General features: G+C 37.5%; 17 protein-coding genes and 5 pseudogenes. 6 read left to right on the plus strand and 16 right to left on the minus strand.

Translation table 11 applies throughout. The annotated features are described in order from the left end of the window. Window positions 1–54 precede the first annotated feature (54 nt). The 5 genes and pseudogenes from FB379_RS02785 to FB379_RS02805 all read right to left on the minus strand — a co-directional run bounded on the left by FB379_RS02785 (window position 55) and on the right by FB379_RS02805 (window position 6319). Window positions 55–1512 (minus strand): FAD-binding oxidoreductase, encoded by a 1458-nt coding sequence (locus tag FB379_RS02785; protein WP_130157025.1) that lies wholly within the window; start codon window positions 1510–1512, stop codon window positions 55–57. Further along, window positions 1503–2870, minus strand: a complete 1368-nt coding sequence (locus tag FB379_RS02790; RefSeq protein ID WP_063386492.1) for a (Fe-S)-binding protein — start codon at window positions 2868–2870, stop codon at window positions 1503–1505. Before FB379_RS02790 ends, FB379_RS02785 begins: the two co-directional genes overlap by 10 nt. 2 nt (window positions 2871–2872) lie before the next feature. Beyond that, window positions 2873–4144 carry an FAD-binding oxidoreductase gene (locus tag FB379_RS02795; RefSeq protein WP_144596947.1) on the minus strand — a complete coding sequence of 424 codons (1272 nt, stop codon included), beginning with the start codon at window positions 4142–4144 and terminating at the stop codon, window positions 2873–2875. 640 nt (window positions 4145–4784) lie between these two features. Continuing rightward, a pseudogene (locus FB379_RS19165) lies at window positions 4785–5009 on the minus strand (YbfB/YjiJ family MFS transporter); the annotation flags it as partial. A 224-nt stretch (window positions 5010–5233) separates the two neighbouring features. Further along, window positions 5234–6319, minus strand: coding sequence for an NAD(P)H-dependent flavin oxidoreductase (locus tag FB379_RS02805; protein ID WP_063386490.1), 1086 nt, complete (start codon window positions 6317–6319; stop codon window positions 5234–5236). A 399-nt stretch (window positions 6320–6718) separates the two neighbouring features. On the opposite strand from FB379_RS02805, the gene FB379_RS02810 reads away from it, so the two are divergent. Both FB379_RS02810 and FB379_RS02815 read left to right on the plus strand, forming a co-directional pair. Further along, window positions 6719–7561, plus strand: a complete 843-nt coding sequence (locus FB379_RS02810; RefSeq protein ID WP_063386489.1) for a LysR family transcriptional regulator — start codon at window positions 6719–6721, stop codon at window positions 7559–7561. Between the two features lie 1469 nt (window positions 7562–9030). Beyond that, window positions 9031–10407 carry an amino acid permease gene (locus tag FB379_RS02815; RefSeq protein WP_063386488.1) on the plus strand — a complete coding sequence of 459 codons (1377 nt, stop codon included), beginning with the start codon at window positions 9031–9033 and terminating at the stop codon, window positions 10405–10407. Between the two features lie 325 nt (window positions 10408–10732). Here FB379_RS02815 and lacD read toward each other — a convergent pair whose 3' ends face one another. Genes lacD through FB379_RS02845 form a run of 6 tightly spaced genes read right to left on the minus strand, consistent with a single transcriptional unit; the run spans window position 10733 to window position 15724 of the window. Further along, window positions 10733–11728: a tagatose-bisphosphate aldolase gene (lacD, locus tag FB379_RS02820; protein ID WP_066250387.1), complete on the minus strand. Its 996-nt coding sequence runs from the start codon at window positions 11726–11728 to the stop codon at window positions 10733–10735. A gap of 13 nt (window positions 11729–11741) precedes the next feature. After that, window positions 11742–12791: a galactitol-1-phosphate 5-dehydrogenase gene (locus FB379_RS02825; RefSeq protein WP_422386921.1), complete on the minus strand. Its 1050-nt coding sequence runs from the start codon at window positions 12789–12791 to the stop codon at window positions 11742–11744. Window positions 12792–12816: 25 nt separating this feature from the next. Beyond that, entirely contained in the window at window positions 12817–14163 is a 1347-nt protein-coding gene (locus FB379_RS02830) for a PTS galactitol transporter subunit IIC (RefSeq protein WP_066250380.1), read from the minus strand. Window positions 14164–14188: 25 nt separating this feature from the next. Continuing rightward, on the minus strand, window positions 14189–14467 hold the full coding sequence (gene gatB / locus FB379_RS02835) for a PTS galactitol transporter subunit IIB (protein ID WP_066250377.1): 279 nt from the start codon (window positions 14465–14467) through the stop codon (window positions 14189–14191). A 23-nt stretch (window positions 14468–14490) separates the two neighbouring features. Continuing rightward, entirely contained in the window at window positions 14491–14949 is a 459-nt protein-coding gene (locus tag FB379_RS02840; RefSeq protein ID WP_199757324.1) for a PTS sugar transporter subunit IIA, read from the minus strand. Beyond that, window positions 14930–15724 (minus strand): DeoR/GlpR family DNA-binding transcription regulator, encoded by a 795-nt coding sequence (locus FB379_RS02845; RefSeq protein ID WP_066250498.1) that lies wholly within the window; start codon window positions 15722–15724, stop codon window positions 14930–14932. The genes FB379_RS02840 and FB379_RS02845 overlap by 20 nt, the downstream gene beginning before the upstream one ends. Before the next feature lie 186 nt (window positions 15725–15910). Here FB379_RS02845 and FB379_RS02850 point away from each other — a divergent pair, with 186 nt between their 5' ends. From FB379_RS02850 to FB379_RS19360, 4 genes and pseudogenes are all read left to right on the plus strand, one after another. Next, window positions 15911–16858 (plus strand): 1-phosphofructokinase family hexose kinase, encoded by a 948-nt coding sequence (locus FB379_RS02850; RefSeq protein ID WP_066250371.1) that lies wholly within the window; start codon window positions 15911–15913, stop codon window positions 16856–16858. Window positions 16859–17351: 493 nt separating this feature from the next. Beyond that, a pseudogene (locus tag FB379_RS02855) lies at window positions 17352–17876 on the plus strand (IS21 family transposase); the annotation flags it as partial. A gap of 144 nt (window positions 17877–18020) precedes the next feature. Next, a pseudogene (locus FB379_RS02860) lies at window positions 18021–19065 on the plus strand (IS21/IS408/IS1162 family transposase); the annotation flags it as partial. Beyond that, window positions 19059–19148: pseudogene (locus FB379_RS19360) on the plus strand (ATP-binding protein); the annotation flags it as partial. The pseudogenes FB379_RS02860 and FB379_RS19360, both read left to right, overlap by 7 nt. Here FB379_RS19360 and FB379_RS02870 read toward each other — a convergent pair. From FB379_RS02870 to FB379_RS02885, 5 genes and pseudogenes are all read right to left on the minus strand, one after another. Further along, window positions 19134–19637 carry an FAD-dependent oxidoreductase gene (locus FB379_RS02870; RefSeq protein WP_422386922.1) on the minus strand — a complete coding sequence of 168 codons (504 nt, stop codon included), beginning with the start codon at window positions 19635–19637 and terminating at the stop codon, window positions 19134–19136. The pseudogene FB379_RS19360 and the gene FB379_RS02870 sit on opposite strands and share 15 nt — an antisense overlap. A 317-nt stretch (window positions 19638–19954) precedes the next feature. After that, window positions 19955–21079, minus strand: a complete 1125-nt coding sequence (gene ssuD / locus FB379_RS02875) for an FMNH2-dependent alkanesulfonate monooxygenase (RefSeq protein WP_066250362.1) — start codon at window positions 21077–21079, stop codon at window positions 19955–19957. Between the two features lie 900 nt (window positions 21080–21979). Continuing rightward, window positions 21980–22621: a LysE family transporter gene (locus FB379_RS02880; RefSeq protein ID WP_094244904.1), complete on the minus strand. Its 642-nt coding sequence runs from the start codon at window positions 22619–22621 to the stop codon at window positions 21980–21982. Between the two features lie 859 nt (window positions 22622–23480). Then, window positions 23481–23913: pseudogene (locus tag FB379_RS19170) on the minus strand (DUF5391 family protein). Between the two features lie 572 nt (window positions 23914–24485). Next, on the minus strand, window positions 24486–25448 hold the full coding sequence (locus tag FB379_RS02885; protein ID WP_094244901.1) for a sporulation protein: 963 nt from the start codon (window positions 25446–25448) through the stop codon (window positions 24486–24488). Between the last annotated feature and the right edge of the window lie 204 nt (window positions 25449–25652).

Genomic DNA, 25652 nt, shown 5'->3' on the forward strand with positions numbered 1-25652 from the left:
AAAAAGGATAACATGATGATGGAATCATTTCAATAATTTTCTTAAAATTCTTTTTTATGATGCTGTAACAGATTTCCCCTCTTTTTTCACTTCCAAACAACGTCCCGGAGTTGGGAAGAGCTTCCCGGCATTTAATAAATTTTTCGGATTAAATACTTCCCGAATATCCGTTTGCGCCGCTATTTCTTCGTCGCTAAAAATGAAGCGCATCTCTTCTCTTTTCTCGATCCCTACTCCATGTTCACCTGTAATCGATCCGCCGGCATCTGCACATGCTTGCAAACAGGCGCTGCCAGCTTTTAAAGCCTTTTCTGTTTCGCCCGGTTTTCTGGCATCAAAAAGTACAAGCGGGTGCAGATTGCCATCGCCAGCATGAAAGATATTTGCGATGCGCAGACCATACTCTCGACTGATTTCGTGAATTCTGTTTAACACTTCGGGTAATTTGCTGCGGGGAATCACACCATCCTGAACTAAATAATCAGGAGAGATCGCCCCCATTGCGCCAAATCCAGTTTTGCGGTTTGCCCACCATCTAGCTCTTTCCTCTTCACTTTGTGCCACTTTTACTTCTCGAACATGATTTCTCTTGCAAACTTCTAAAATTTGATGGATTTGCTCGTCTATACCTGCGGATATTCCATCCACTTCAATGAGCAAAAGCGCTTCAATGTCTTTTGGATGGCCGACAGGAAACGCTGCCGCTTCAACCGCTTCTATTGCTATTTGATCCATCATTTCAAGGGCTGCTGGTACAATTCCGGCAGAAATAATGTCCGATACGGCTTGACTGCCATCCGCAACGTTGTCAAAATAAGCGAGCACCGTTTGCTTTGCTTCCGGGTTTTTTAAAATACGAACCGTTATTTTCGTCACAATTCCTAAAGTTCCTTCTGATCCTGTTAAAAGTCCTAATAAATCATAGCCCGGTGCATCAGGTATTCCATCCTTGCCTATTTCAATGACTTCGCCATTTGGCAATACCACTTCAAGCCCTAAAATGTGATTTGTCGTCACACCATATTTTAGACAGTGTGCACCGCCCGCATTTTCACCGACATTTCCGCCGATGGTGCAGCAATATTGGCTTGATGGATCAGGCGCATAATAATATCCTTTGTCCGAAATGGAGTTCGTCAGTTTTAAGTTGACAAATCCAGGTTCCACTACTGCACGCCTGTTTTCAAAATCAACGCTTATAAGGCGTTTCATTTTTACAAGACTAATGATTACTTCCCCATTCAACGGGATCGCCCCGCCGCTGAGACCAGTTCCGGCGCCGCGGGCAAGGAACGGCAAATCATGTTCGTGGCAATATTTCACAATTTTTGCGACTTCTTCTGTATTATTCGGGAAAACGACTGCCCTCGGCAAATGACGATAAATGGTAAAGCCATCGCAATCATAAGCTAATAAATCTTCTTTTTTATACAAGATGGAACGGTTTCCTTCAACAATGTTTGCAAGGTTTTTTATATGTTTGTCATTTGTTCTTATCCCTTTTAGAGACATTCCTCCCCCTCCTTTAGCCGATCTTCTTTTTGGTACGCCCAATCCAGCAGCTGTACGGTATGAACAATTTTTTGATTTCTTCCGTTTTTTTGAACACCCATCGCCATCTGCAGCATACAGCCGGGGTTTCCCATTACAATCATTTCTGCTTCTTTAGGAACATTCTTCATTTTGCTATCAAGCACTTCTTTAGCCATCTCCGGATTTGTTATATTGTAAATGCCAGCACTGCCGCAGCATCGGTCAGCATTCGCCATTTCAACCATTTCGACCCCAGGTATATCAAGAAGAAGGCTGCGAGGTTCGTCACGAATGCCCTGCCCATGAGCTAAATGGCATGCATCATGATAGACAACACGAGCCTTGATTTCGGCGATGGGCCTTTTATAACCAGTGTCATAAAGGTATTTTGAAATGTCTTCCACCTTTTTTGAAAATGTTTCAGCTTTTTGGCGCCAAACGGGGTCTTCACGGAACAGCTCCGGATATTCTTTTAACATACATCCGCAACCGGCAGAATTTACAATTACTTTTTCAGCATGTTGGAATGCTTCAATATTTTGTTTCGCTAATTTTCTCCCCATTTCCCGGTCGCCTGCATGAACATGAAGAGCCCCGCAGCAAGTTTGATTTTGCGGAATCATAACGTCATTTCCATTTCGAGTTAACACGTTAATTGTTGCTTCATTAATTTCGCTGAACATGACATCCATTACGCAGCCAGTTAAAAACGCAACCGTACTCTTCGTTTCTCCTTTTGCTTTAATGACTTTTTCATGTTTGTACTTTTTCCGCACAGGCTTTTTCACTTCCGGCATGATCGCTTCCATTTCGGCTAAATGCTGCGGTATGATATTGATCAGCCCTGTTTTACGGACAAACGTTTGCATGCCGCTTTTTTGATACAATTTCAACACATTTCCTAACGTGTACAAGCGATTGTGGTGCGGAAACAAACTATGCAAAAACAGATGGCTGACCGCCTTTTTCCAGCCTTTTAACGGCATGGCTTGGCGAATTTGACCGCGCGCTTCTTCTATCAATCCCCCTACATCGACGTCCGCAGGACAAGCGGTAGTACAAGCGCGGCAATCAAGACAAGCAAAGACAGGATCCATAAAATGTTCGTTCACTTCAAGCTTTCCTTCTGCAACTGATTTAATCAAATGGACGCGTCCGCGGGGAGAATGCTGTTCCTGACCCGTGATCTCATAAGTGGGGCACGATTCTAAACACATACCGCAATGGACACAATCCGCCCATTTGTTTTCATCAGGCGGATCACTCCAAAGGTAATTGCTGAAGCTGTTGGTTTGACAGGCTGGTTCTTTGATAAGATCACTTTCATTTAATCCCATATTTAAATCCCTCCCACAAATCGCTTCGGATTGAGAATGTTGTTCGGATCAATCTTTGTTTTGATTCCTTTGAAAAGAAAGAAATATGGCGGATTTTCCCCCCAAACCTCTATTTTCTGGCGTAAAATAAACGGCAAATGTTTAATGACTGCATACCCATTGAGCTGCTTTACAAAATTCCTTAAATGCTGAATTGCTGAAATGACGTTTTCGCTGCCGCCTCTTAAAACGATTTGACACAATCCGTGGCCTAATCCACCGTGGGCTTCGATAAGCAAATTGTGCGTATCCTGTAATAAATGGCTTTCCCTAATAACTTTTAGGACATCTAAATTGACAACTCCGATTTTCAATACTGCTTCAGTTTCCCCTGTCTGATTAGACACCCTGCCATTCGGGCTGATTGTATAAAAAGATTGCCAAAACTTGCGCGCTTTCTCTTGAGCAAGAATGGTCATTTTCGTTTTAGGAGGCTGAATGCTTTTTAGAAAAGATTCTTGGTAATGAACCGAACTTTCATTATCTTCAAAACTAATGGCCAATGTATAAAATTTTTCACCCGTTAGCTTTTCAGCCAAAGACGGACTTATCAGTTCCAGTGAGACAGGTTCCATCTGCGAATCTAAAAACGCCGCGGCAAATGATCGCATTTCAGCAAAATCTCCTTCTGTAAATGATAAAAGAACATTGCTTTCATATTTTGGCAAAGGACGGAGTTTTAAAGTGATTTCCGTCAAAACCCCCAAAGTGCCCATGGAACCGACAAAAAGTTTGTTCATATCATATCCGGCGACATTTTTCACGACCTTTCCGCCTGTTCGGATGACCTTGCCATTTGGATAAACAACTCGAAGCCCGATGACTGCATCTCTGGCGGATCCATATGCCAAACGTTTGGGACCGCTTTCATTCGCGGCGATAATACCTCCGATGGTCGCATAATCCGGCCAAGCAGGATCTAGAGATATTTTTTGGTTATGTTCTTCTAAGTACTGCTGCAATTCTTGAAATGGTGTACCTGCTTTCACTGTTAATGTCATATCTCCCACTGTATGCTCGACGATTCCTTTTAGATTTGCTAAGGAAAGCAAAATATCAGCCGAATCAATTAGACCGCCAAACCCCCGCTTTGTTCCTCCGCCCACAATGGAAACGGTTTTCCCATTTTTGTTTGCATATTGCAAGATGTGTGAAATTTCGTTTTCAGTTTTTGGATAGACTGCGACTTTTCCGCCATTTCCAAGTGGATGACCTTCATTTTCCTTTACTTCCATTTGACTTTCGGGGAAAACATCTTTTAATTCTGTGTACAACTCTCCTTGGAGCAAATCAAGCACCTCCTATGTTTTGTAATAAGAAACACCGTTTCTATAAATGCGCAAAAGAGCAAGCGTTTTAAATCATTTTCTTTCAATCGACTGCAACACTTCTCTTATTACACATATTTGATATGTTATATGTTTACAATTATTAAAACACTCTTATGAAGATTTTTCAACGAATTTTTCGAATTTACAAAAAAATAAGAAAAATGAAATTCTATTAAACTTGCCGTACGTCAAGATGATCTGATGTATAGCCGACCTATCTTTTTTCTCCCTGCAATATCCTATCAACGTAAAAAAGAGACTGAATTGAAAAAGAATTTTTTTATGGTCCTTTCCAAACAGCCTCTTTTGAACAAAAATTATTTTGTATCTGGAAGAAATATGGTACAAGCGGCAGCGGAAAATCTTATTATTCAGAATAGACCGAAATGATAGCCCTCGGAAAAGAAATCCAGTTCTTGGGTAGAATAGCGCTTAAAACAACACTTAAACACGCATGCCTGGAAGTTCAAACGTTAGCTGTTTCAAAAGTACAATATATGTCAACGAACAACAGCAGCAAATTAATTGGATATTTAACAGCTGTTTATGGTTTCCACCCGTTTATACTAATGAAGAAAGGAACTAGAATACTACACAAGAAAATCCTAATCCCTACACCACTATAAAACAAACCGTTAAATATTTGCATATTTTGCTTTTTCAATACTTGAAGCACTATACTAGAAACTAAGACAAAGACTACACCGCTGCTAAGGCCTGAAAAAAACCTGAACAGGTACCAAAATATATTATTTACTGACCATTCCCATGAGCAGAGTCGTAAAAATGTTCAAAGCTAAAAATATCTTTAAATAAATTGATTCATATCTTCTCAAATTAAAAAAGCTAACAAATAAAGTTCCAGCCAAATATCCAGCCATCGATTTAGTTATATTCATGTAGGGGAGGATAGGGTATAAGCAAATCTTCTGATCCCCATTACAATAATCAATGCAATAATACCGCCGCATAAAGTAAGCCGCGGTTTCATAGTCATCCTTTTATTAATGGGAAGTTACTTATAATTTCTTCTATTTGATTGATGATTGTTTCGATCAGTTCGGCGGCATGCAAATTTTTGCTTAGTCGAGGATTTTGCCCGCACCAAAGCGACATCCACTCTTTATTTTTCTGCTTTGCGGCTTCTGACCGGATATCTTGGGTGAGCATATTTTGAATCGGATAAGCTGGCAAAGCATCTTCATGCTCTTTCATTTTGATGATAAATTCATTTTTTAATCCCCTTGCTGGCTTGCCGCTGAATGCTGAAGTGATTACTGCCTGTTCTTCGGTACCGTTTAATATTGCTTCTTTATGGAGTTCATTTGCTCCGCTTTCTATACAGGTAAGAAAGGCTGTTCCCATTTGAACCGCTTGCGCTCCCAATACAAGAGAAGCTAAAACTCCTCTGCCATCCATGATACCGCCAGCTGCAATAATAGGAATTGAAACATGATCCGCTACTTGCGGAATAAGGGCCATTGTTCCGATCATTGAATCATCAAAGGATCCTGCAAAACTGCCCCTATGCCCCCCAGCGTCACTGCCTTGAACGACAATCATATCCATCCCAGCCTCTTCATTCAATATGGCTTCTTTTACTGTTGTGGCTGTTCCAATTGTGACAATACCATTATTCTTTAATTGATGAATAATTTCTCTCTGAGGAATGCCAAATGTGAAGCTGCAAACGGGTACTTCATATTTTAAAACGATTTGAATTTGTTCATCAAAAACAGAGGTGTTGATTTGCGGAACATCATTCTTTTTTTCGATCCCTAACATTTGGCGGATAGGTTCCAGCAGTTGATTCGCTCTTTCAATTTCTTCTTGAATGACTGCCGGATGTTCAGGAACAAACAGATTGACACCAAATGGTTTTGAAGTCAATTCCTTTATTTTTTGAATATCCGACTCCAATTTTTCCGGCGTCATATAACCCGCCCCAATCATCCCTAGACCACCTGCATTGGATACAGCAGCAACAAGCTCGGGGGTCGTGATCCCTCCCGCCATTCCCGCTTGTATAATCGGAATTTTAATTGATAGTTTGTCTGTTATTTTTGTATGATTCCACATGCCATGTTCCTCCTTGCCTTATATACGTCAAATCTATAGGTTAACAATACAATAATCATAGCTGTTGGCATTCAATTAATAATGCCATTCATACGATTTGGTCAGCAGCAGAAAAAACGATCACCCAAAACTTAGTGAAACATCAGTTGTCCGGCTCTTTTATTTCTCTTGTTCCCATCCTTCCATCCTAAAATTCACATTATTGGACTGAAATCATGTTGTTCATTCAAGCTGCTTCTACATTCATCTGAAATTGACTTGTATAAAGATGAAAATTTATTTTTTTAATATTTCGCAAATTGTCTTCTATAAATAGTTTATGACCCCATTTTGATGGTGTAAAATAGAAAAAAATGATAATTGTTGTTATGAATCAATTTGAGTGATGGGGGAGAAATAATGTTTGAGCTACAAGATTTAAGAATCATTGCAGCAATAGCAAAAAATAAGGGGATTACGAAGGCTGCAAAAGAGCTTGGATATGTACAGCCCAATGTTACGGCTAGACTAAATAAATTAGAAAGCTGTTTAGGTTTTCCATTATTTATAAGAACCAAAAAAGAGGTTATTCTCACACCGAACGGCAAAGTCTTTCTTAACTATGCTAATTTGATTTTAAATTTGTGTCGCGAAGCTGAAAAAGCAATGAATAAACTGGCAATCCCCGATGGAGAATTAAACATAGGCTCCATGGAAACAACCTCCTATGTACGTCTTCCCCACATATTAAAACAATATTCAGCTAATTATCCTAACGTAAAAATTAAATTGCAAACCGGTACCACAAAAGAATTAATAGATAAGGTCTTACATCATGATATAGAGGGTGCATTTGTTGCTGGACCTGTTAATCATCCGGATCTTATCGAAAACGTTATTTTTAAAGAAAGACTGGTACTTATCACCAATACTCCTGACAATCCTCTTAAAAACAAGGAATGCACTTTAGTTGTATTTAAAGAAGGGTGTTACTATCGAGAAGTGTTTACCAGAATCATGAACGACTATCATATAACGATTCAAAATGTCATAGAGGTAGACGCCGCACAAGCTATTTTAAATTGTGTTCGTGCAGGAGTTGGAATTTCTTTGATTCCCGAGTCTATGTCAAAATTAACAAAAAGTCTATACACATATCCCATTGATAAGGACTACGTAAACGTAGATACTGTGTTTATCACTCGTAAGTCACTTGCCAAAACATTAGCTTTTAACAAATTTGTTGAACTTTTAACTCTATAAAAATGAAGCAACAAGCTTTTTCAAGAAAATCATGAATAATTGAATTCATAAAATAGCTTTCTTTTCTTTTGATAAGTGACTCCTTTTCTCTTTCGATTTCAAATTTTTCGATATTTTTTCTTTTTGTCAGATCCAATAACTTTTTTCGTGCTAATTGTTATTTGAAAAACTGTCGAGGACCGTGTTTCACAATCAATGGGGTTTCTGTTTTTCTTCACAGCTGTAAAAAGGCCACATCATGTGGGAGAGGGAACATCTCTTAAATATCTATAGCTTATCAGCCTATTCAAGTAAGCAAAAAATTTTAGATGGATGAAATTCACAAACCTTGCAAAACCTTTTAGAGATTGTATTAACATCTTTTAATTCGAATTTTTAATTAATTGGATCAGCTGTTCATATTTTACGTGTGTGATCAACACAACTTTAATTTTGCCTCTCCTTTTGCACCAATTTTTACCTAAATCAATATTTGTGAAATGCAGTTTCAATTTTCTAATCTTGAAAGGGAACTGCCACGAATTTCCTGTCTTCCAAATATAATCACCACTCTGAACAAAATTTATGGTAATATATTGAATATTGCAGCATGTTTATTTTACATTTTAGCTACTGCACTATTTATCGCAATAAGAGGCAGGATACTGCCACTCTAATAGAGTAAACGAAAGTCAAGAAGCAATAAATAGACAATAAAAGGTTTGTTTCACTTTTCTCATAGTCACAGCAAAATCGTGATGCTCATCCAATAGCGAAACATTTTAAAAACATGGCTTGTACTCTATATAACACCTTGTCCATGAATCTTTGGCATTTTTCTCGATGGATGGTAAGCGGTTGAAGTCTAGACTTGCCGCTATTTTTGTATTATCAAAAATTGAGGTGCTTGTCTCGTTTTTTTGTGCACATTTTCACAAATAAATTCAGTTTGACTTGTTACATTAATTTTTGAAGCAAGGTTTCACTCATATTTTTTACACTTTTTCAACAGTGCCTTGCTTGTAATACTTGAACTTTGTTATTTTTTCTGTTCTTAAACAAACCGTGCCTTCATTACATCTGTCAATTTCCCAGCCGGTTGTAATAGGAATTGGCTGATTTCTCGGAGTATTTATTCGCGATTTTGCCTTACATGTTTGTAACCAGTAGGGCAGGAAAACTTGAATTAAATAGTTTATCTATAGTTTTATTTGATCATAATAACGGAAGTAAGGAAAATGATTTGAACATTTTTCCTTTGTATCATTCAACAAATTGAACGTCTAAATTTGTCGTTTTATACAAAAAGAAATTGAAATATAGTATGATAAAATTTATTCAAATCTAAATGTAAGCGTCACAATTTGATTATCAAGAGGAGTTGCGGGGAATAATAACTTAAATTTTTCGATCATGAAATCTGACATATGATGACCTTCGCAACAGAACATTGAAAGGGATTTCATTTATAAACTTAAGGAGGAACGATCATGGAAAATCAGCTGCAAAGAGGTTTAAAAGAAAGACATATTACACTGATTGCATTAGGTTCTGCAATCGGAGTCGGGCTGTTTTTAGGATCTTCAAGCTCAATCAAGCTGGCAGGTCCCGGTATAATGTTATCCTACCTTTTCTGCGGAATCATTTTATTTTTCATTTTAAGAGCGTTAGGAGAAATGGCTGTCCACCATCCCGTTGCCGGTTCATTCAGCCAATACGCCAATGATTATCTTGGTAATCTGGCAGGATATATTACAGGGTGGAATTATTGGTTTGTATGGGTCATTACTTGTATGACCGAGCTGACAGCCGTTGGAATCTATATGGAATTTTGGTTTCCGGAGGTTCCGCGATGGATTTGGATTCTGGCAGCATTAATCATCATGATGAGCTTTAACTTTCTTCAAGTCAGTGCTTACGGTGAGTTGGAATTCTGGTTTGCCCTAATCAAAATTATTGCGATTATCTTTATGATTATTATTGGCTTAGCCATGATTTTGTTCGGATTCGGCAATAACGGAGTTCCTACAGGAATCAGCAATTTGTGGGAGCACGGCGGCTTTCTTCCTAACGGTCTTGAAGGTGTCTTAATGTCATTTCAAATGGTTATGTTTGCCTTTCTAGGAATCGAAATGATCGGCGTAACAGCCGGTGAAGCAAAAGATCCGGAAAAAACGCTGCCTAGAGCCATTAATTCTACTTTACTTCGTATATTAATTTTTTATGTGGGTGCGTTGTTTGTCATTTTGTCCATTTATCCGTGGAATGAAATCGGGACAAGTGGAAGCCCCTTCGTTTTAACCTTTGACAAAATCGGTATCCCGGCCGCAGCAGGCATTATCAACTTTGTCGTTTTAACCGCTGCCCTTTCCTCCTGTAATACAGGAATTTTCAGTTCGGGACGTATGTTATACAACCTTTCCCATAATGGACAAGCTCCGAAGGCATTTGGCACATTAAACAAAAAAGGCGTTCCTTTTAGAGGGGTTATGGTTACATCAGCCGTTTTATTATTCGGAGTTCTGCTTAACTATTTAGTACCAGCTCAAGTATTTACTTGGATTGCATCTATCTCAACATTTGGCGCTTTATTGACTTGGTTTATTATTTTATTAGCACAATGGCGATTCCGAAAATCGATTACACCTGAACAACAAAAAAATATCAAATTTAAAACCCCGCTATACCCGTTATCCACTTTCATTGCAGGGGCGTTTCTCATATTTGTCGCAATTCTGCTTGGCTACTATCCAGACACAAGAATCGCCTTAATAGTCGGTCCGCTTTGGGTTGCCATTTTAGTCATTGCATATTACGCTGCCAACTTGAATAAAAGACAAAACGAAGCTGAAGTGAAAGAGACTTGATCGTTTTGGACAGCGGTTCGCTATCGGATATAGTATTTTCAAATGCTTATAAGTTGTTCGCTATCGCCAACCCCTTATCAATAGTTAAACATATTAAGATTAGTAGGGGCTGTCTAAAAAGACCATTTTAAGGTAAAGTACACCAAAATTAAAGCTCTAAGAATGCTGTAGCAACAACATTCTTGGAGCCTACTTTTTTAGATTTTGGGACGTAAATACCACTTTTCGGTCCGCTCTTTTTCGAAAATGATACACTATTTATAACAAAATAAAATGATTAAAGATAGAATCGAATTTTTTCAACAGAGAGGCTGTCCAGAAAGATTCACAATTTGGCTGCAACTTTTTCTTTCCAAGAACTCGCTGTCGTTTGAAGGACTTGATTGAGCTCCTCAATGTTTCTTCTACCTTCTGTTCTCATCCATTCTCTTCCTTTTTTTTCTCCTTCATTTGCAAATACTTTTACACCACTTTTCCAAGTTGCCCGTCCGCATAACACACCGTTAAATGTAGAGCCAGCTTCTTTAGCAAATTTTAACGTTTCCTGAAACAACTTCGCAGAAACGCCTGCGCTTAAGAAGATAAAGGGTAATGGGGTTACTTCGCTTTGTTCTTTGAAGAAACGCAGTGCTTCTTCACGTGAATACACAGTTTCTCCTTCGGAAAATCCTTCTACGAAATTCATATTTACCGGAACTTCTACTTTAAGGACATCCACATGATATTGTGATTTTGAAAATTCCTTCATTGCTTCAATGACTTTGTAAGGTTTCACCTTGGCATACTCTATTCCTTTTTCATCTTGGATAGCAGCATCATAAGTTACGATTTCAAGAAAAAAAGGAATATCTTCCGCCATGCATTCAGAACCAATCCGTTCAATGTAGACATGTTTGTACTCATTAATTTCCGCATCTTCATCTACGTCATAATAAAGCAAAAATTTTACGGCATCGGCTCCCTGTTCCTTTAAGCGTTTGACGGACCACTTATCAAGTAAATCTGGCAGGCGACCAGGTTGAGAGGCATCATATCCAGTTTTTTCATAGGCAAGAATTAAACCTGCATGTTCATTCCTTTTTCGGGATGCTGGCAACCCGTATTCAGGATCGAGTAATATCGATGTAGAGAAAGGGGTTAACTCCGCAGAAACGATTTCTTTAAACTTAATTATATCTTCATCGCCAGCTGATGTGTTTCCATGTGAAGCAATCATTTTTTTCAAAGAACCCCGTTGATCTATGGCTAATGCGCCAATAATATGATTTCCATTGGATAAACGTTCGAGTGCCTCAATTTTAGAGCGACTTAATGTAAGCATGAGTACCTCCTGTTTAATTCTCATTCATGTTATAGAGAAGTTTTATATGTTTTGAATCCTTTTCTATCATTTTTTGGAAAGGCTGTTCTTTATCTTCTAATTTGAATTCTCCGGTGATTAATGGCTGTACATTTATTTCTTTTTCAGCCATATATCTTATCCCACTTTCCCACTCATAACCAGGAAACGGGCTGCTGTAAGACATCCATGAACCTGTTATTTCTAATTCACCGCGGAGAATTTTCTCAAACACTTTTGGCGGAAAGAGGATGTCTTTGGTACATGTGCCAATATAGACGACTTTCCCTCTTTTTTTAACAAATTCAACAGCTTGAACTTGAGTCAACGCACTACCTGCTGTTTCATAAACGATTTCAGGCAGGTCATGAGTAGAAAAATAATCTTTTAAAGTTTGTTCCTTCGGATTAATCACTACATCTGCCCCGATTTGCTTTGCTATGCTGATCTTATGCGGATTTAAATCCACTACAATAATCTCTCCTGCACCTTTGGCACGGAGCGTAAGCAATGTAAGCAATCCGATTGTACCGGCCCCTAAAATTAAAACTTTGGCTCCTGAATGAAGATTGACTCGATCTACTCCATGGATAGCAACTGTCAATGGCTCAACCAGCGCAGCCTCTTTTAATGAAAGATGGTTTGGGATTTTTATACAATTCCTAGCCGGCACCTCAACATATTCTGCCATTGCACCGCTCTGTCTTGAGCCAATAAAACTGTAATGGGTACACATCGCAGGCTCCCCTTTTTGACAAAATTCACATTTTCCGCAAGGTACAAGAGGAGCAACCGCTACGCGGTCTCCACGACTTACAGATGTTACGTTTTCACCCACTTCCTCCACAATACCGGAAAATTCATGCCCCAATATTTGTGGAAATGAATGAACTGCGCCATTAAAATATCTCGGAAGATCTGATCCGCAAATACCGCAATAAGCCACTTTAATAACGACGTTTCCTAATCCAGCACGTGGTTTCTCCATTTCTTCCAGACTAAAAGTTTTGACATCTACTACACTTAGCGCTTTCAATTTGACCACTCCTAAAAGTATCTTGGGTGCTTATTTAATTATTATTCTCATCTGAATAGATGGTTTTCTTCTTATATTTCATAAATGTGTACCCGAAACAGAACGCATAAATGAGAAAGATGATAAAGAATCCTATTCCCATTTCCAGACTAAACCCTTTGGCTAGCAAATAGGTAATGGGACTTCCTGATTGGTCTAGAGATGAAACACGTTCTCCGACATCCACCAAATTTACACTTTGCCCTAAAGCGGTTTGCAACGATATCATTTGGTTTGCAATCCAAATCGTAATAAACATAATAATGGAGCCGGAAATAAGTGTTCTAAAGAGGTTTCCTTTGTGAATTGCTACCGCCATCGCCACAAAGAAACCGATCGTTGCGAGATCACCGAAAGGTAACACTTGGTTTCCGGGAACAATAGCAGCAATTAAAACCGTCAACGGAACAAATAGCAAACTAGCTGATATGACTTGGGAATCTCCCAGCAGCAAAGCAGGATCCAAGCCGATTTTGTAGTTGCCGCCGCTAAATTTTTTGTCAAGCATTTGTTTGGCAGCATCTGAGATAGGTAATAAGCCTTGCATAATTAATTTTACAACCATTGGCATAAGCACCATGACACTGGCCATTTGTACAGCTAATTGCAGCGCTTGGCCGACAGGATACTTTGCTAATAATCCAATAACAAATCCAAGTATGGCACCAATGATGGTTGGTTCACCAAAAACACCTAATTTTTGTTCTATTTTTTCACCGTCAATTTTAATTTTGTTTATTCCCGGTATCTTCTCGATTAAATCATCAATTGGCGATGCAATAACTCCCATATATGCTGACGTTCCGTGCGGTATTGCAATTCCTTCCAAGCCGAAATAATTATCTGTGACTTGACCAAACATATCCCCCAATTTATAGGCAATAATAGCATGGACAATAATACCAATAATGCCGAAAGTGAAATTGTCGGTTGCCACATATACAATCGCCCCTGTAAAAGCCATATGCCAAATATTCCAAATATCTACGTTAACAACTTTTGTCATCCGTAAAAGAAGCATCACGATGTTAACAGCTATGGCAATCGGGATCGCAATTAATCCCATAGCAGAAGCCCATGCCATAGGCGATGTGCCCGGCCATCCTAAATCAACAACTGACAGCCCCAAATTGAAATTGTCTGCCATTGCTTGAGCTGCAGGTCCCAAGTTTTTATTAAGCAAATCAACGACTAGCCCAATTCCGACAAATCCGATTCCAATTGTTAAACCAGAGCGTAATGATTTACCGACACCTTGCTTTAACAGCAAACCAATTATAAAAATAATGATCGGCAGCATGACGCTAGCACCTAAATCAACAATATATTGGATAACAGCCATGTCAAATCCCCCATTTGGCAAGCATTTATTTAAGAATATCTAAAATTTGCTGTTCTGTTTTTTGAACGTTTACTCCTGAAATAAACGCCACTCCATGAACAACTGGGACGCCGAAATCTTTCGTTACTCTTGCAGTAGTAACGATTAAATCGGCTCCATCTTTTTTAGATTCAAGCTCATTCATTCTGCATTGTATAATTTCTGCATCTATATTTTCCTTTTTTAATAATTCTCTAATTTTTTCGGCAGCCACAGTAGAAGTTGCTACAGCTCCACCGCAAGCAACAATTATTTTCTTTTTCATATAAATTACCTCCATCCATTTATTTATAAAAATTTTTTAATGATCGTTTCCATCTCATCGGAATTTTTGCTATTAAACAACCCTTTGATAAATTCTTCTTTTTTGATCGAATCGATAAGCTGCCGCAAGGTTTCCAAATGTTTTTTTCCGTCTTTAATAGCCATCAAAATGACGATGTGGATGTCAATGATATTCTCATCGCTTCCCCCCATTTCAGCAAATGTTACCGGATTTTTTAAAGTTGCAAAAACTAATCGATCTTCATTAACTAGAGTTCCATCTGTATGAGGTATGGCTACTCCAGGGTTCACTGGTAAACCAGTGGGATATTCTTTTTCTCTCTTTAAGAGTGCTTCAATAAAACCATCCTTTACAATTTTATCCTCCATAAGAGCCTGTCCTATCGTTTCAAATAGTTCTTTTTGGTTGCTAACATCTAAATCTTTTATAATATACTTGGAATCAATCATCGTTTTCCTCACCCCCGGATGCTCCTTTTGCAATCACTACCTCAACATTATGCTTTAATATTTCCGATTTAATTTCTTCATCAATATCTTTATCAGTGATAATAATATCTACATCGGAAAATGTAGCAGTCTGGTTAAAAGCGGTTGTTCCGAATTTACTATGGTCTGCAAGAATAATTTTATTTTGGCAGTGTGACATCATTTCTTTGGAAATTTCAGTTTCTCCAATATGGTGATTCGTAATACCGCTAAAGCTGTCAATACCTCCGCAGCCAAAAAAACCAATATCAACATATATGTTTTTTATATTGTTTGAGGCAAATGGTCCATAAAGGGAATCTTCATTTTTTCTTACCATCCCCCCCAAAATCACTAAATTAACTGAATCACTCCGCAACAATAAATTAACGATTGGAATTGTATTCGTGACAACGGTGATATTTTTTAATTTTAATAATTCCTCCGCCAAGAGGTACGTTGTTGTACCATAATCGAGATAGATAATATCGCCGTCTTCAACATGTTTAGCTGCCTCTTTTGCAATGGCTCTCTTGGCTTCTAAATTTTTTGTTTTCCTTCTTTCATAATCTGATTCTTGATTAGGCAAATCCAAAACAGCTCCGCCATGAATTTTTTTGATTAATCCTTCTTTTTCCAATTCGTATAGATCTTTTCGAATTGTTTCCCTAGTTACTTTCAACATTTTGCTTAAGCTCAAAATCTTTACTGCTTTCTTTTCTTTAAGAATTTCAATTATTTTTTCTTTTCTTTCTGCTGCATTTAGCAATTTATCACCTGCTTTCCTGTAACCGTTTTCTATATCATAAGCCAATTTAGTCATAATCGCAATACTTTTCTTTGCATTTTTTTGCTTTTTTGATTAAAAAACCAATATTTTATTTGCATTTAGCCTTAATATATTGCTATTTTTCTTTGCAATTGCTAATATACTGATATAAGGAGAGTGTATTCCATGATCCATTTAATTTGTCCCAATCCGGCTATAGACCGAACACTATTAGTCAAAAACTTTTCTCCTTCCACCCCAAACAGACCATTTGAGGTGAAGGAATTCCCTGGTGGAAAGAGCTTCAATGTGGCATATGCTATAAAACAGGAAAATCCAATGGCCGAGGTTTGCATTCATACGATAATCGGCGGACATAATGGTAAATATCTATCTGATTTAGCCAAAAAATGCAAAGTAAATCTTGTCATTACAGAAGTTATGCAAAATACAAGAGTCTGTAATATTGTTGTAGATACGGAGAAAAAAGTAATCTATCCCATTTATGAAAAAGGTTTAAGCTTAACAAATGACATTTTGAAGACATTTAGCCAAAATATTGCAGCAAACGTTAAGGATAATGACATTATTGTATTTTCCGGTTCATTGATGAAAGGTATGCCTGACAATTATATTGCAGAGATTTCAAAAAAGTTAAAAAAGAGAAATGTCAAAATTTTTGTTGATACAAGCGGAAAACCTTTAGTAGAAGCATATAAAGAAAAACCATATATGATAAAAATCAATGACGAAGAAATTATGGATCTATTTCCGAAAAAAAAACTCAACACTATCCAAGACTACCATCAATTATTATCAGGTCAAACTAACATACCGTTTTTTATTATTACTTTAGGAAAAAAAGGTGTTATTGCCAAAATGGAAAATGAATTTTTTTATTTAAAAACAAAAGAAATAGAAGCGAAAAATCCAGTTGCATCTGGTGACTTTTTTTTAGGTGTCTTGACTAATTGCATTGATCAAAATATTCCGTATGAGGAATCACTGAAATTAGCAATTTCTTATTCAGCAGCCAATTGTTTAAACTGGTATCCAGAAGTAAGAAAAGAGGATGTTAAAGCAATTTATTCAACAGTGAAGGTGGAAAAATTGCCAAAAAACCCTTTGTCTTAATAAAGAGATAAATTTATTACTGCAAAGTTCTCTATCACGTAGCGAACAGATGAAAGATGTAAGATGGCTGGCAATCCAGACAAACAGAATCATGTTGAATATAAAACAGCAATTTTTCAGGAGACTGTCCAAAAAGTTAGGATTAACTGACTTTTTGAGCCCCGAGTGTAAATTAGCACATTATTTCAGAATCCCTTTTTCCAATTATTTCGGACGGATTCGGAAATAATGCGAATTATTCCAGATTTTGCAGATTATATCCGAACGTTTGCATATTATTTTGGATGATCAACTAGAATGAGGATAGAGTGGGATGGAACACAGCAGAGGCCGATCGGCCCCTGCTGTGTTAGTACCCCATTTCTTCGGCTGCCATACGCACGATATCTTCGTCAATCATATCTTTTTTCCATTGAGCGCCGTATAACAGGCAAGTAGTGGCGAGGTTGTTGATTGATCTGCGGCGATGGCCTGAACCCACCATAGGGCTCGTATGTATATGTCAACAAATGGCGAAACAGATTTAGAGATTAAGAGTCTTGAAGATTTACCAAAATTCAAACAACTAATGGAGCATTTGAAGATGAAAATAAATAAAAGTCAATTAGCAAGAGATCTGGGTGTAGATCGGAGAACCATAGATAAGTATTTAAAAGGGTTCGTTCCTAAACGGACACGAAAGAAGACTTCGAAAATTGATGAGTATTATGAAACGATCGCAGCCCTCCTTTCGGAGGATTCCAAGCAGTAATTTTATTATCGCCGTGTACTATGGCAGTACTTAAAAGATAATCATGGATTGGATTGCACAGCATCCACTTTCCGGGCATATATGCGGAAAAGCCAGAGTTTAAAGCTCTTTGAGGAGGACAAACGATTTCCTTCTCCAAAAGGTACTGCACGATTTGAAACACCGATAGGAAAACAAGCACAATTAGATTGGAAAGAGAGTATTCCTTTTGAAACAAAGGATGGTCAATTGGTTGAAATCAATGTAGTCGTATTAATTCTTTCCCATTTGTTTATTGCAAAATAAAAATACAGAGTTCTGCAACAAAAAAATGCAGAACTTGATTGCATAAAAAAAGGTTTGCCAGTTCCCAATATCCCCTCTACATGTTTAGGTTGTGTACAGACTTAAACAGGTGGAGGGAAAGAAAGGATGCTAGCAATGCCTGCAGTTAATTATATCAAACATTTAAGAGAAAACGAAGACTTGTCCATAAATGAAATTGCAAGAAAAACAGGACATAATTGGAGAACCGTGAAAAAATATGCGGATGGTGATTTATCTGAACAAGAAGTTGTGAAGAAAAAACGTGGAATAATGTATGAAAAAGGGTATGGAGAAATAGTGGATTGTTGGTTAGAGGAGGACATGAAACTAAATCGAAAAGATCGGAGAACAAATCTAGCGATTTTTGAGCAATTGAAAGAGGAATATGAGTTCGAAGGTTCGTATCGAACTGTCTAGAGTACCCTCCGGGTGAGGCACAGGGTGATTTTGGGAACATGACCACTGTGAAAGACGGGGCTTATAAAGACGTGAAAACGTTGATTTTAAGCTTTTCATACAGCAATGCAGCGTTTGCTTATCCTCTTCCTTTGAAAATACAGAGTGTTTTTTAGAAGGACTAAAACAACTGTTTCACCAAGCAGGAGGAATTCCAACGTATTTGAGAATGGATAATCTAGCTGCCGCCATTGTGACGGTAGGAAAAGGAGACCAATGGGAGTATACGGATGCCTTTCTACGGTTCCAAGCGCATTATGGGTTTAAAGTTCAACCGTGTAATCCGGCCAGTGAACATGAAAAAGGAAACGTAGAAAGAAAAGTCAGTTATGTACGGAATCACTTTTTTGTCACGGCTCCTATCATGGAGGACTTCAAACAACTAGCTGAGTGGCTGAAAAAGAAGATGATCGAAGATCGGAAACGCCTGCATTATGAAAAAGGTGTCAGCATCGAAGAATTATGGCAAGACGATCAAAAGAAGCTAAAAGTGTTGCCATTAAAAGATCTTCCAATCTTTTCAATCGATACAGTCAAAGTAAATAAATACGGTGAGATTAAGGTCGATGGGGAAAAGTTTGTGATTCATAAAGTCCGGATCAAGCAGTCCTTAGTGATGAAGAAAGAATGGGACCGATTTATCTGTTTTACCAACGATGGGGAAATAATTTTCCAAGAATTCCGTCCGTATATGACGCCCATATTATCGCCTTCACAGGAGAAAGTTATCGTTTAAGAAACGCCCTTTCTTCTGTGAAGAAATCAGATTCCAAATAATAGAAAATGAGCTTGCAAGCCTCTGTAAATTTTACTGCAATTATCTGTATTTTTTGCTTGCAAAAACAACTCAGCAAGCTGATTGACACTTTCATATGTTTGTTCTAGTACCCTTTTCATCCATTTCCGTTCAGAAAGAAACCCTCCTAAGGCTTCACGGCTTCTCATCGCTTCTTCTCTTTTCTCTTTATCAGGCGGTATATACCATACTCCATTGCCTGAAGGAGCCGTCGCCCCGCTTGTGCCGCAATAACCTTTATCCACCAAGATAACCGTTGCCCCGTTTTTTTTGGCTGATAATGCAGCCCAAGCGCCGGCAGGCCCTCCACCTATAACAAGAACATCTGCTTTAAAACTTACATCATATATTTGATTGATTAATTTTTCAGAATGATTGAATGCCATTTTATCCATCCCCTTTTCATCATTTAAAATCGTTTTTACTTTTTTAAACTGAAATTCCCATAAAAAATGAAAAGAGACTTCCATAAAATGAAGGAAGTCTCCAGTCGTCTGGTCAACTCATACTAAATCCCGTAATTTTCACTAATTGATCCACTTTGGAGCTGCTGTTTTCTGTAAAGCCAAACCTTTCCTTGCTGATGAGCTGCCCGCTTTCATACTGTCTTATTTCAAATTAAACATATTTATTTACTTTGGTTTTAACCAAAAAGAGCCGCTGTCCTCTATGTGACAGATGAAAATCTTTCTGCATCATCCTATAAGAGACATGATGGTTATCACCAATTAAAATCAAGCATTTTCACAATCCTCTTGTTGTCACCTCAAATTGTTTAATGAACCTGTTATTTCGCAACAGCCGATTTGATATCTCCTCCGAATGGGCTAAGGAATGTCTTCTGATGAGAAGTATCCTTTTTATCAATTGGAAGTTTCGGGAATAATAATTCCGCTGTTCTATAGGCTTCTTCTAAATGCGGATAGCCTGAAAGAATAAAGGTCTCAATGCCTAAATCAGCGTATTCTTTCATACGGGCAGCAACCGTATCAGGATCTCCTACTAGCGCCGTGCCTGCACCGGTCCGTACCAATCCAACACCGGCCCAAAGATTTGGACTCACTTCTAATCTTGTACGATCACCTTCATGCAAACTCGTCATTAAGCGCTGGCCTTCAGAATCCATCCGCTTAAATACTTTCAACGCCTGCGCAATAGTTTCCTCATCCACATGTTCAATGAGCTTATTGGCAGCTTCCCATGCTTCCTCTTCTGTTGGACGGACAATGACGTGCAGCCGGATGCCGAATTTTACTGTTCTTCCTTGGGCAGCAGCGTACGCCCGCATTTTATTGATTTTTTTCTCCACTTGTGCCGGTGGTTCTCCCCATGTTAAATAGACATCGATATGCTTTGCCGCCACCTTCATCGCAGCAGGTGAAGATCCTCCAAAATATAGCGGCGGATATGGTTTTTGAACTGTCGGGTATGGCAATTGCCCACCTCGAATTTGTAAATAGTCTCCTTCTAAATCAACTTCTTCTTCTGTAAATAATTGACGCCAAATGGTTAAAAATTCATCTGTTAACTCATATCGTTCATCGTGATCTAAAAACACACCTTCTCCTGCAAGCTCGACCGGATCTCCGCCAGCCACCACATTAATTAATAACCGACCGTCAGAAAATCGATCCAATGTCGCCGACATGCGTGCTGCAAAGCTCGGTGACATTAATCCTGGCCGCACCGCTACAAGATACTTTAAATTTTTTGTTACGGGTGCAAGCGTTGAAGCGACAATAAAGCCTTCTTCACATGTTTTTCCTGTTGGAATTAACACGCCGCTATAGCCTAAATCATCGACAGCCTGTGCAATTTGTCTGCAATAGTTATAGGTTGCAGGACGTGAACCTTCTTGATGATTTAATTGACGAAAGTCGCCATTTGTGGGAATAAACCAAAAGATTTCCATTTATAATTCCTCCTTGAATATGGACGATTAAATATGTCTTGAGGTGCTTAAAATAAAAAAGGAGACTCCCTTAAAAATGAAAGGAAGTCTCCAGTGGTCTGGTGGACTAATGATTGTCATCACTTCATCAGCTTGCTATTGGACTTTATCATGTATCCATGCAAGATATGCTCAGATTTCCAATCAGTGATTATTTTGCTTCTTTTGCTGGTATGCTCTAAGGTTAAAGAATCGCCCAATTGATAAACAAATAAATCCAGATAGCTTTGTAAATTCGCTGTTCGACATGAATGAGATATTCTATTTCAAAGGGAGCGGAACGTCTGAATGTATTTCCGAAAATTATGCAACCGAAACATAGTATTCCTAGTTGATTACTAGATATTATATAGCTTGGATTTTTGTTTTGTCAATAACCAATACGTGTTTTTTTTAATGTTGCACAAGCAAAACGCAACAAGCCGAATAATCAATACGTGTTTTTTAAGGGAGAAAATGCACTTCTCCAAAAATACTTGGCGAATCGTATTAAAGTTTGTTTTGCCGGAAGCAATGTATGAGACTCAAAGAGTTAAACACTTATGACTCTTTCTCAATTGTTCAACTTGATCCTTTCATCGCTTCAGGAGATTCTCCTGTGTTTCTATTGCTCTTCCTTGAGCTAATGGGAAATAGAGCTACTGCCGTATCACCGATTTTTTAGATTCAAGTGTTAATGATGTTTTATCGAATGAAACTGAAATTCCTTTATGATTCACCGTTTCATTACCACGAGGAAAGCGTATTTTTCAAATAAAAATATCGTTCCGTGATAGAAGGAAGGACTAAAATTGAAGATGCAGTTTTTTCAATTTCGATCCAATTCGAACCTGTTACACTAATGTCATTATTTATTTGCACCTACCAAAACGGATAGTTCGCTTGTAATGTTATGAGAAATTTATAGAGAAAAGTACAACCGAAACCAAACAACAAAATTCCGGCAATAATCGAAACAGTCATTATTGCTTTTTTATTCATTGCTTTTCGTGTAACCGAAATGATAGTAAGAAGTATAATGTCATGTACCAATATTCCTGATAAGATTCCTAATGCAGTAATAAAAAAATCAGCTGTATTCGCTTGAGAAAATGAATCTGTCAACACTACACCAAAAATTGATATCCAAAAAATTAAATTACTTGGCGAGATTGCAACAAATATACCATTTCGATATGTTTTTCCAATCGATTTATAAGTTGGTTCGCCAATCATTGTCATATCGTGATTTGCATTTTTTATCGAATCATAAGCTAAATAAAATAAAAAAACAGCGCCTAGCAGCCATAATGGAATTTGTATTAAAGGGGCCGATAATAGGGGAGCCAATCCTAAATAAATGGCAATAATTAAAAGAAAATCAACTGTCATCCCGCCTAACCCCACCGCCCAACCATGTAAAAAACCATGTTTAATCCCTTGTTTAGTCATTTCAATTGTGATGGTTCCTATCGGTAAAGCAATCGTTAACCCCATTAAAAAGTATTTCAAATATATTTCCATTTATATAGCCTCCTAACTTATTTTGAAAATAATTTTTTTGTTTATAAGGAACAGTTTTTAAAAAATAAATATGTCAGGCAGGACAAATGGAAAAGTTAACCTTTTTATTGTAATGATACTGACTCGGTAACGTCAATAATTTTGTATAATGCAAGATAAATAAAGTACCTCTGATGGAAATTTAGAATAGAGGGCTGTTTTCTTCACACAATGCGGCTAAATTTTAAGTCTCCTGTATGGCCTTTTTGCAATAATGGTTCATTGCAACATTTACCAAACATTTGCTGAAAGACTTCCTTTGCTTCGGTACTCCTCTCTACTTTTGCTCTGCCCATTTTTCATGAAAGTCTTATATCATCAAATATACAACTTTTCCCCACGATTTCTAAACTGCTCAAATGCCCATCGGTTTCAACTATTTCCGAATTTCTTTCGATCGCATTGGTCGTATAATGCACATTCCGACCCCTGCTTGAAAAGTCCATAATATTCAAGTCGTTCCACGATTGCACCTTTCTCGGGAACTTACTTGACCAGTTGGTTCAAAGAAAAATGAAAGAAATAGCAGTTCCTAAAACTCAGGAAGAAAGATGTGATTTTTTTACATTCGACTCAAAATCGAAGTAAAAAAACGTCAAGACACATCAAGGGTGATCTGCAGATGATCCTTGCAGGGGGGCGAGTTTGGAATTGTGGCAATAGTTCACAGCATCCTGAAAATAGTGGATCCGCATCTTCAACTCAGACAAGAATCGAAAAATTACAAAAGCCAGCGGAGAAAAACAACTCATTTTTCTCTACTGGCTTCATTTTAGAATTTATCGGACCGTTCCTGTACTTCTCATTTGCATAATAAGGCCTATTGAAGAATTGTGTTTTTGCTTTTATTACTAGTTGAAAAGGTAATAAAAATCCAAATTATATTTGACATAATATATAAAACGGAAAGACATAATAAAGCATATAAAATCATACTAGTTGTAGAAGTAAATATAAATAAAATAGTAGTAAATATAACAGCCATCCCTATTAGAAGACCTAAGCCACAGAGTGCAGCCATTACATACTTAAATGCATCAACCCCTAAACTGTAAATAATTAAAGGGATTGCATATAAGAATGAGAATGATAGACATCCACATACCGATGTCTCCAAATTGATTGACATTAGGTCCTGAATTAGATATTGGAGAAAGTGAAGCCAATACAATGATTGAACAAAGAATGGTTGCTGAAATTGCGCTTACAATAATAATTTTAAGTTTTTTATTCTTATTATCCAAAATGAACATTCCTTTCTTAGTTTTATGTAGTCATTTTCCCTTAGCTAATTGATAAAATGCTAAAAATTAAAAAACAAAATGTTTAATGCCCCTTGTTCTAGTTGAACAATAGAGCTCAACTATAAATTGTCGTCAGCACCTATGTCTTTGTAAAAATCCATTGTATCCTCGAAGAAGAAGCATATCGTTTCGTAATTTTTATAGGCAGTATAACATTCGATGTTTTATTGATAACGTTTATTCAAAACTTTCCTAAATTTTTATCATTTTTATTTGCATTTCAGGCTTTGCTATGATTATCTCATTAAAATAAAACACAGTCGTTTAGAGCTATTTCCATTTTACTCCATGACATATGTTTTTTAAATAAAAGTTTAGATACTAATAAAATTCATGTTAATGTTGTTATTTATGTTCTTAATGAAAATTAAGTTTGTTTATAAACATCAAACAAATATTGAACCGTAAATAAAAAAGAATCCATTTGGAAAAAAGCTTGATCAAATGGATTCTTCCATCAAACATAAAATTGTTTTTTTTAAAAGAATAATCATTCTTCTGACCGTTAATACGCTTTTTTATTAGTTTTCATCAAAAAAATCACCAAAATCCATGCCAGCTAAATCAAAATTCTCTTCGTCCAAACCTATGGCCTCTGCCGCATCTTCTAACATTTCATCTACACCGAGGTTATCCATCAGTTCATTTAATACCATACCACCTAAAACACCCATCGCCAATCCTCCAACCATGCTTCCAATGCCGCTTGCCATACTGCCTTTATGATGAGGCTGATAGGTAGGATAGGTAAAAGGTTGTTTATACAATTCCGGTTGCTGGACTGCTTCTGCAATATATTTTTCGAGTGAGGACACCAGCTTGTCTTCGTTCTCTACTATTTCTTTAGTCAAAACAAATTCTCGTTTCGCTTCGATTTTTCCATAGCCAGATCGGCATTCCACTTCCATCCAAACTTTGACTCCTTCTTCTACATAAGCAAAACGAATTTCTAATTCATGAACTTTGTCTGCAAATAACTGTGTCGGAAAAAACTCAAATTCTTGGCCATAAGAATCAAGCTTTCCTGAAGTAGATTTTTCTCGGAAGCCTAAACGGGAAAGAGCATGAAAAATGGATTGGATCTCTTTCGATGCTCCAATGGTGATATAATCAATATCTGTCCGATCTACGCCTCCCTCAATATCAAGATGGGTATCAAAATAATAAGATACAGGGCCTCTAGATAAAGGCAAGGCTTGCGGAATTCGATAATTAAATGGGATGCGTTTTTCTTCTTTTTTTGAAATTACAAATGATCCGTTTAAAGGAATCCTCTCAACCTCCCGTGAAACAGACTGGCCATTCTTTGCTCTAACAGTCATCATGAATTGAACTGCCAACTGGTTGATCTGTTGATCTACTTCGCCTCCCTTAATGACAACTTCTCCTTGCACTACTTCACCAATCTGATAAGGACGATTTTCGAATTGTAAATCTACTGTCGCTGCTCCCTTACCGAATTTCGCTAAAAATTTCTTGAGCATTTTTGAATTTCCCTCCATTTATTCATAATTATTCTTTTCAAGAAACGATATCCCATTCCACTTATTTAAATTTTAATGATACTGATACGCTCGAGATAAGCGACCATTAGAAGGAGTGAACTCAATTTAGAGAGCTTCGTTTAAATGAGTTTGGCGGATGACAGATTTTTATTTTCGCCGCAACTATAAGCACGTTTTGGGGAT

The sequence above is a fragment of the Aeribacillus composti genome (assembly GCF_007827555.1).
GTDB classification, from domain to species: domain Bacteria; phylum Bacillota; class Bacilli; order Bacillales; family Aeribacillaceae; genus Aeribacillus; species Aeribacillus composti.

Bases quoted from the DNA above. Each gene is read 5' to 3' on its own strand.
- FB379_RS02790 (WP_063386492.1), bottom strand. From the start codon at position 2,870: ATGGGATTAAATGAAAGTGATCTTATCAAAGAACCAGCCTGTCAAACC.
- FB379_RS02870 (WP_422386922.1), bottom strand. From the start codon at position 19,637: ATGGAAGTCTCTTTTCATTTTTTATGGGAATTTCAGTTTAAAAAAGTA.
- FB379_RS02830 (WP_066250380.1), bottom strand. From the start codon at position 14,163: ATGGCTGTTATCCAATATATTGTTGATTTAGGTGCTAGCGTCATGCTG.
- lacD (WP_066250387.1), bottom strand. From the start codon at position 11,728: ATGCTTACATTAAGTCGCTCTAAAATTGAGGCACTCGAACGTTTATCC.
- FB379_RS02815 (WP_063386488.1), top strand. From the start codon at position 9,031: ATGGAAAATCAGCTGCAAAGAGGTTTAAAAGAAAGACATATTACACTG.
- gatB (WP_066250377.1), bottom strand. From the start codon at position 14,467: ATGAAAAAGAAAATAATTGTTGCTTGCGGTGGAGCTGTAGCAACTTCT.
- FB379_RS02810 (WP_063386489.1), top strand. From the start codon at position 6,719: ATGTTTGAGCTACAAGATTTAAGAATCATTGCAGCAATAGCAAAAAAT.
- FB379_RS02850 (WP_066250371.1), top strand. From the start codon at position 15,911: ATGATCCATTTAATTTGTCCCAATCCGGCTATAGACCGAACACTATTA.
- FB379_RS02880 (WP_094244904.1), bottom strand. From the start codon at position 22,621: ATGGAAATATATTTGAAATACTTTTTAATGGGGTTAACGATTGCTTTA.
- ssuD (WP_066250362.1), bottom strand. From the start codon at position 21,079: ATGGAAATCTTTTGGTTTATTCCCACAAATGGCGACTTTCGTCAATTA.
- FB379_RS02805 (WP_063386490.1), bottom strand. From the start codon at position 6,319: ATGTGGAATCATACAAAAATAACAGACAAACTATCAATTAAAATTCCG.
- FB379_RS02785 (WP_130157025.1), bottom strand. From the start codon at position 1,512: ATGTCTCTAAAAGGGATAAGAACAAATGACAAACATATAAAAAACCTT.
- FB379_RS02885 (WP_094244901.1), bottom strand. From the start codon at position 25,448: ATGCTCAAGAAATTTTTAGCGAAATTCGGTAAGGGAGCAGCGACAGTA.
- FB379_RS02795 (WP_144596947.1), bottom strand. From the start codon at position 4,144: ATGGAAGTAAAGGAAAATGAAGGTCATCCACTTGGAAATGGCGGAAAA.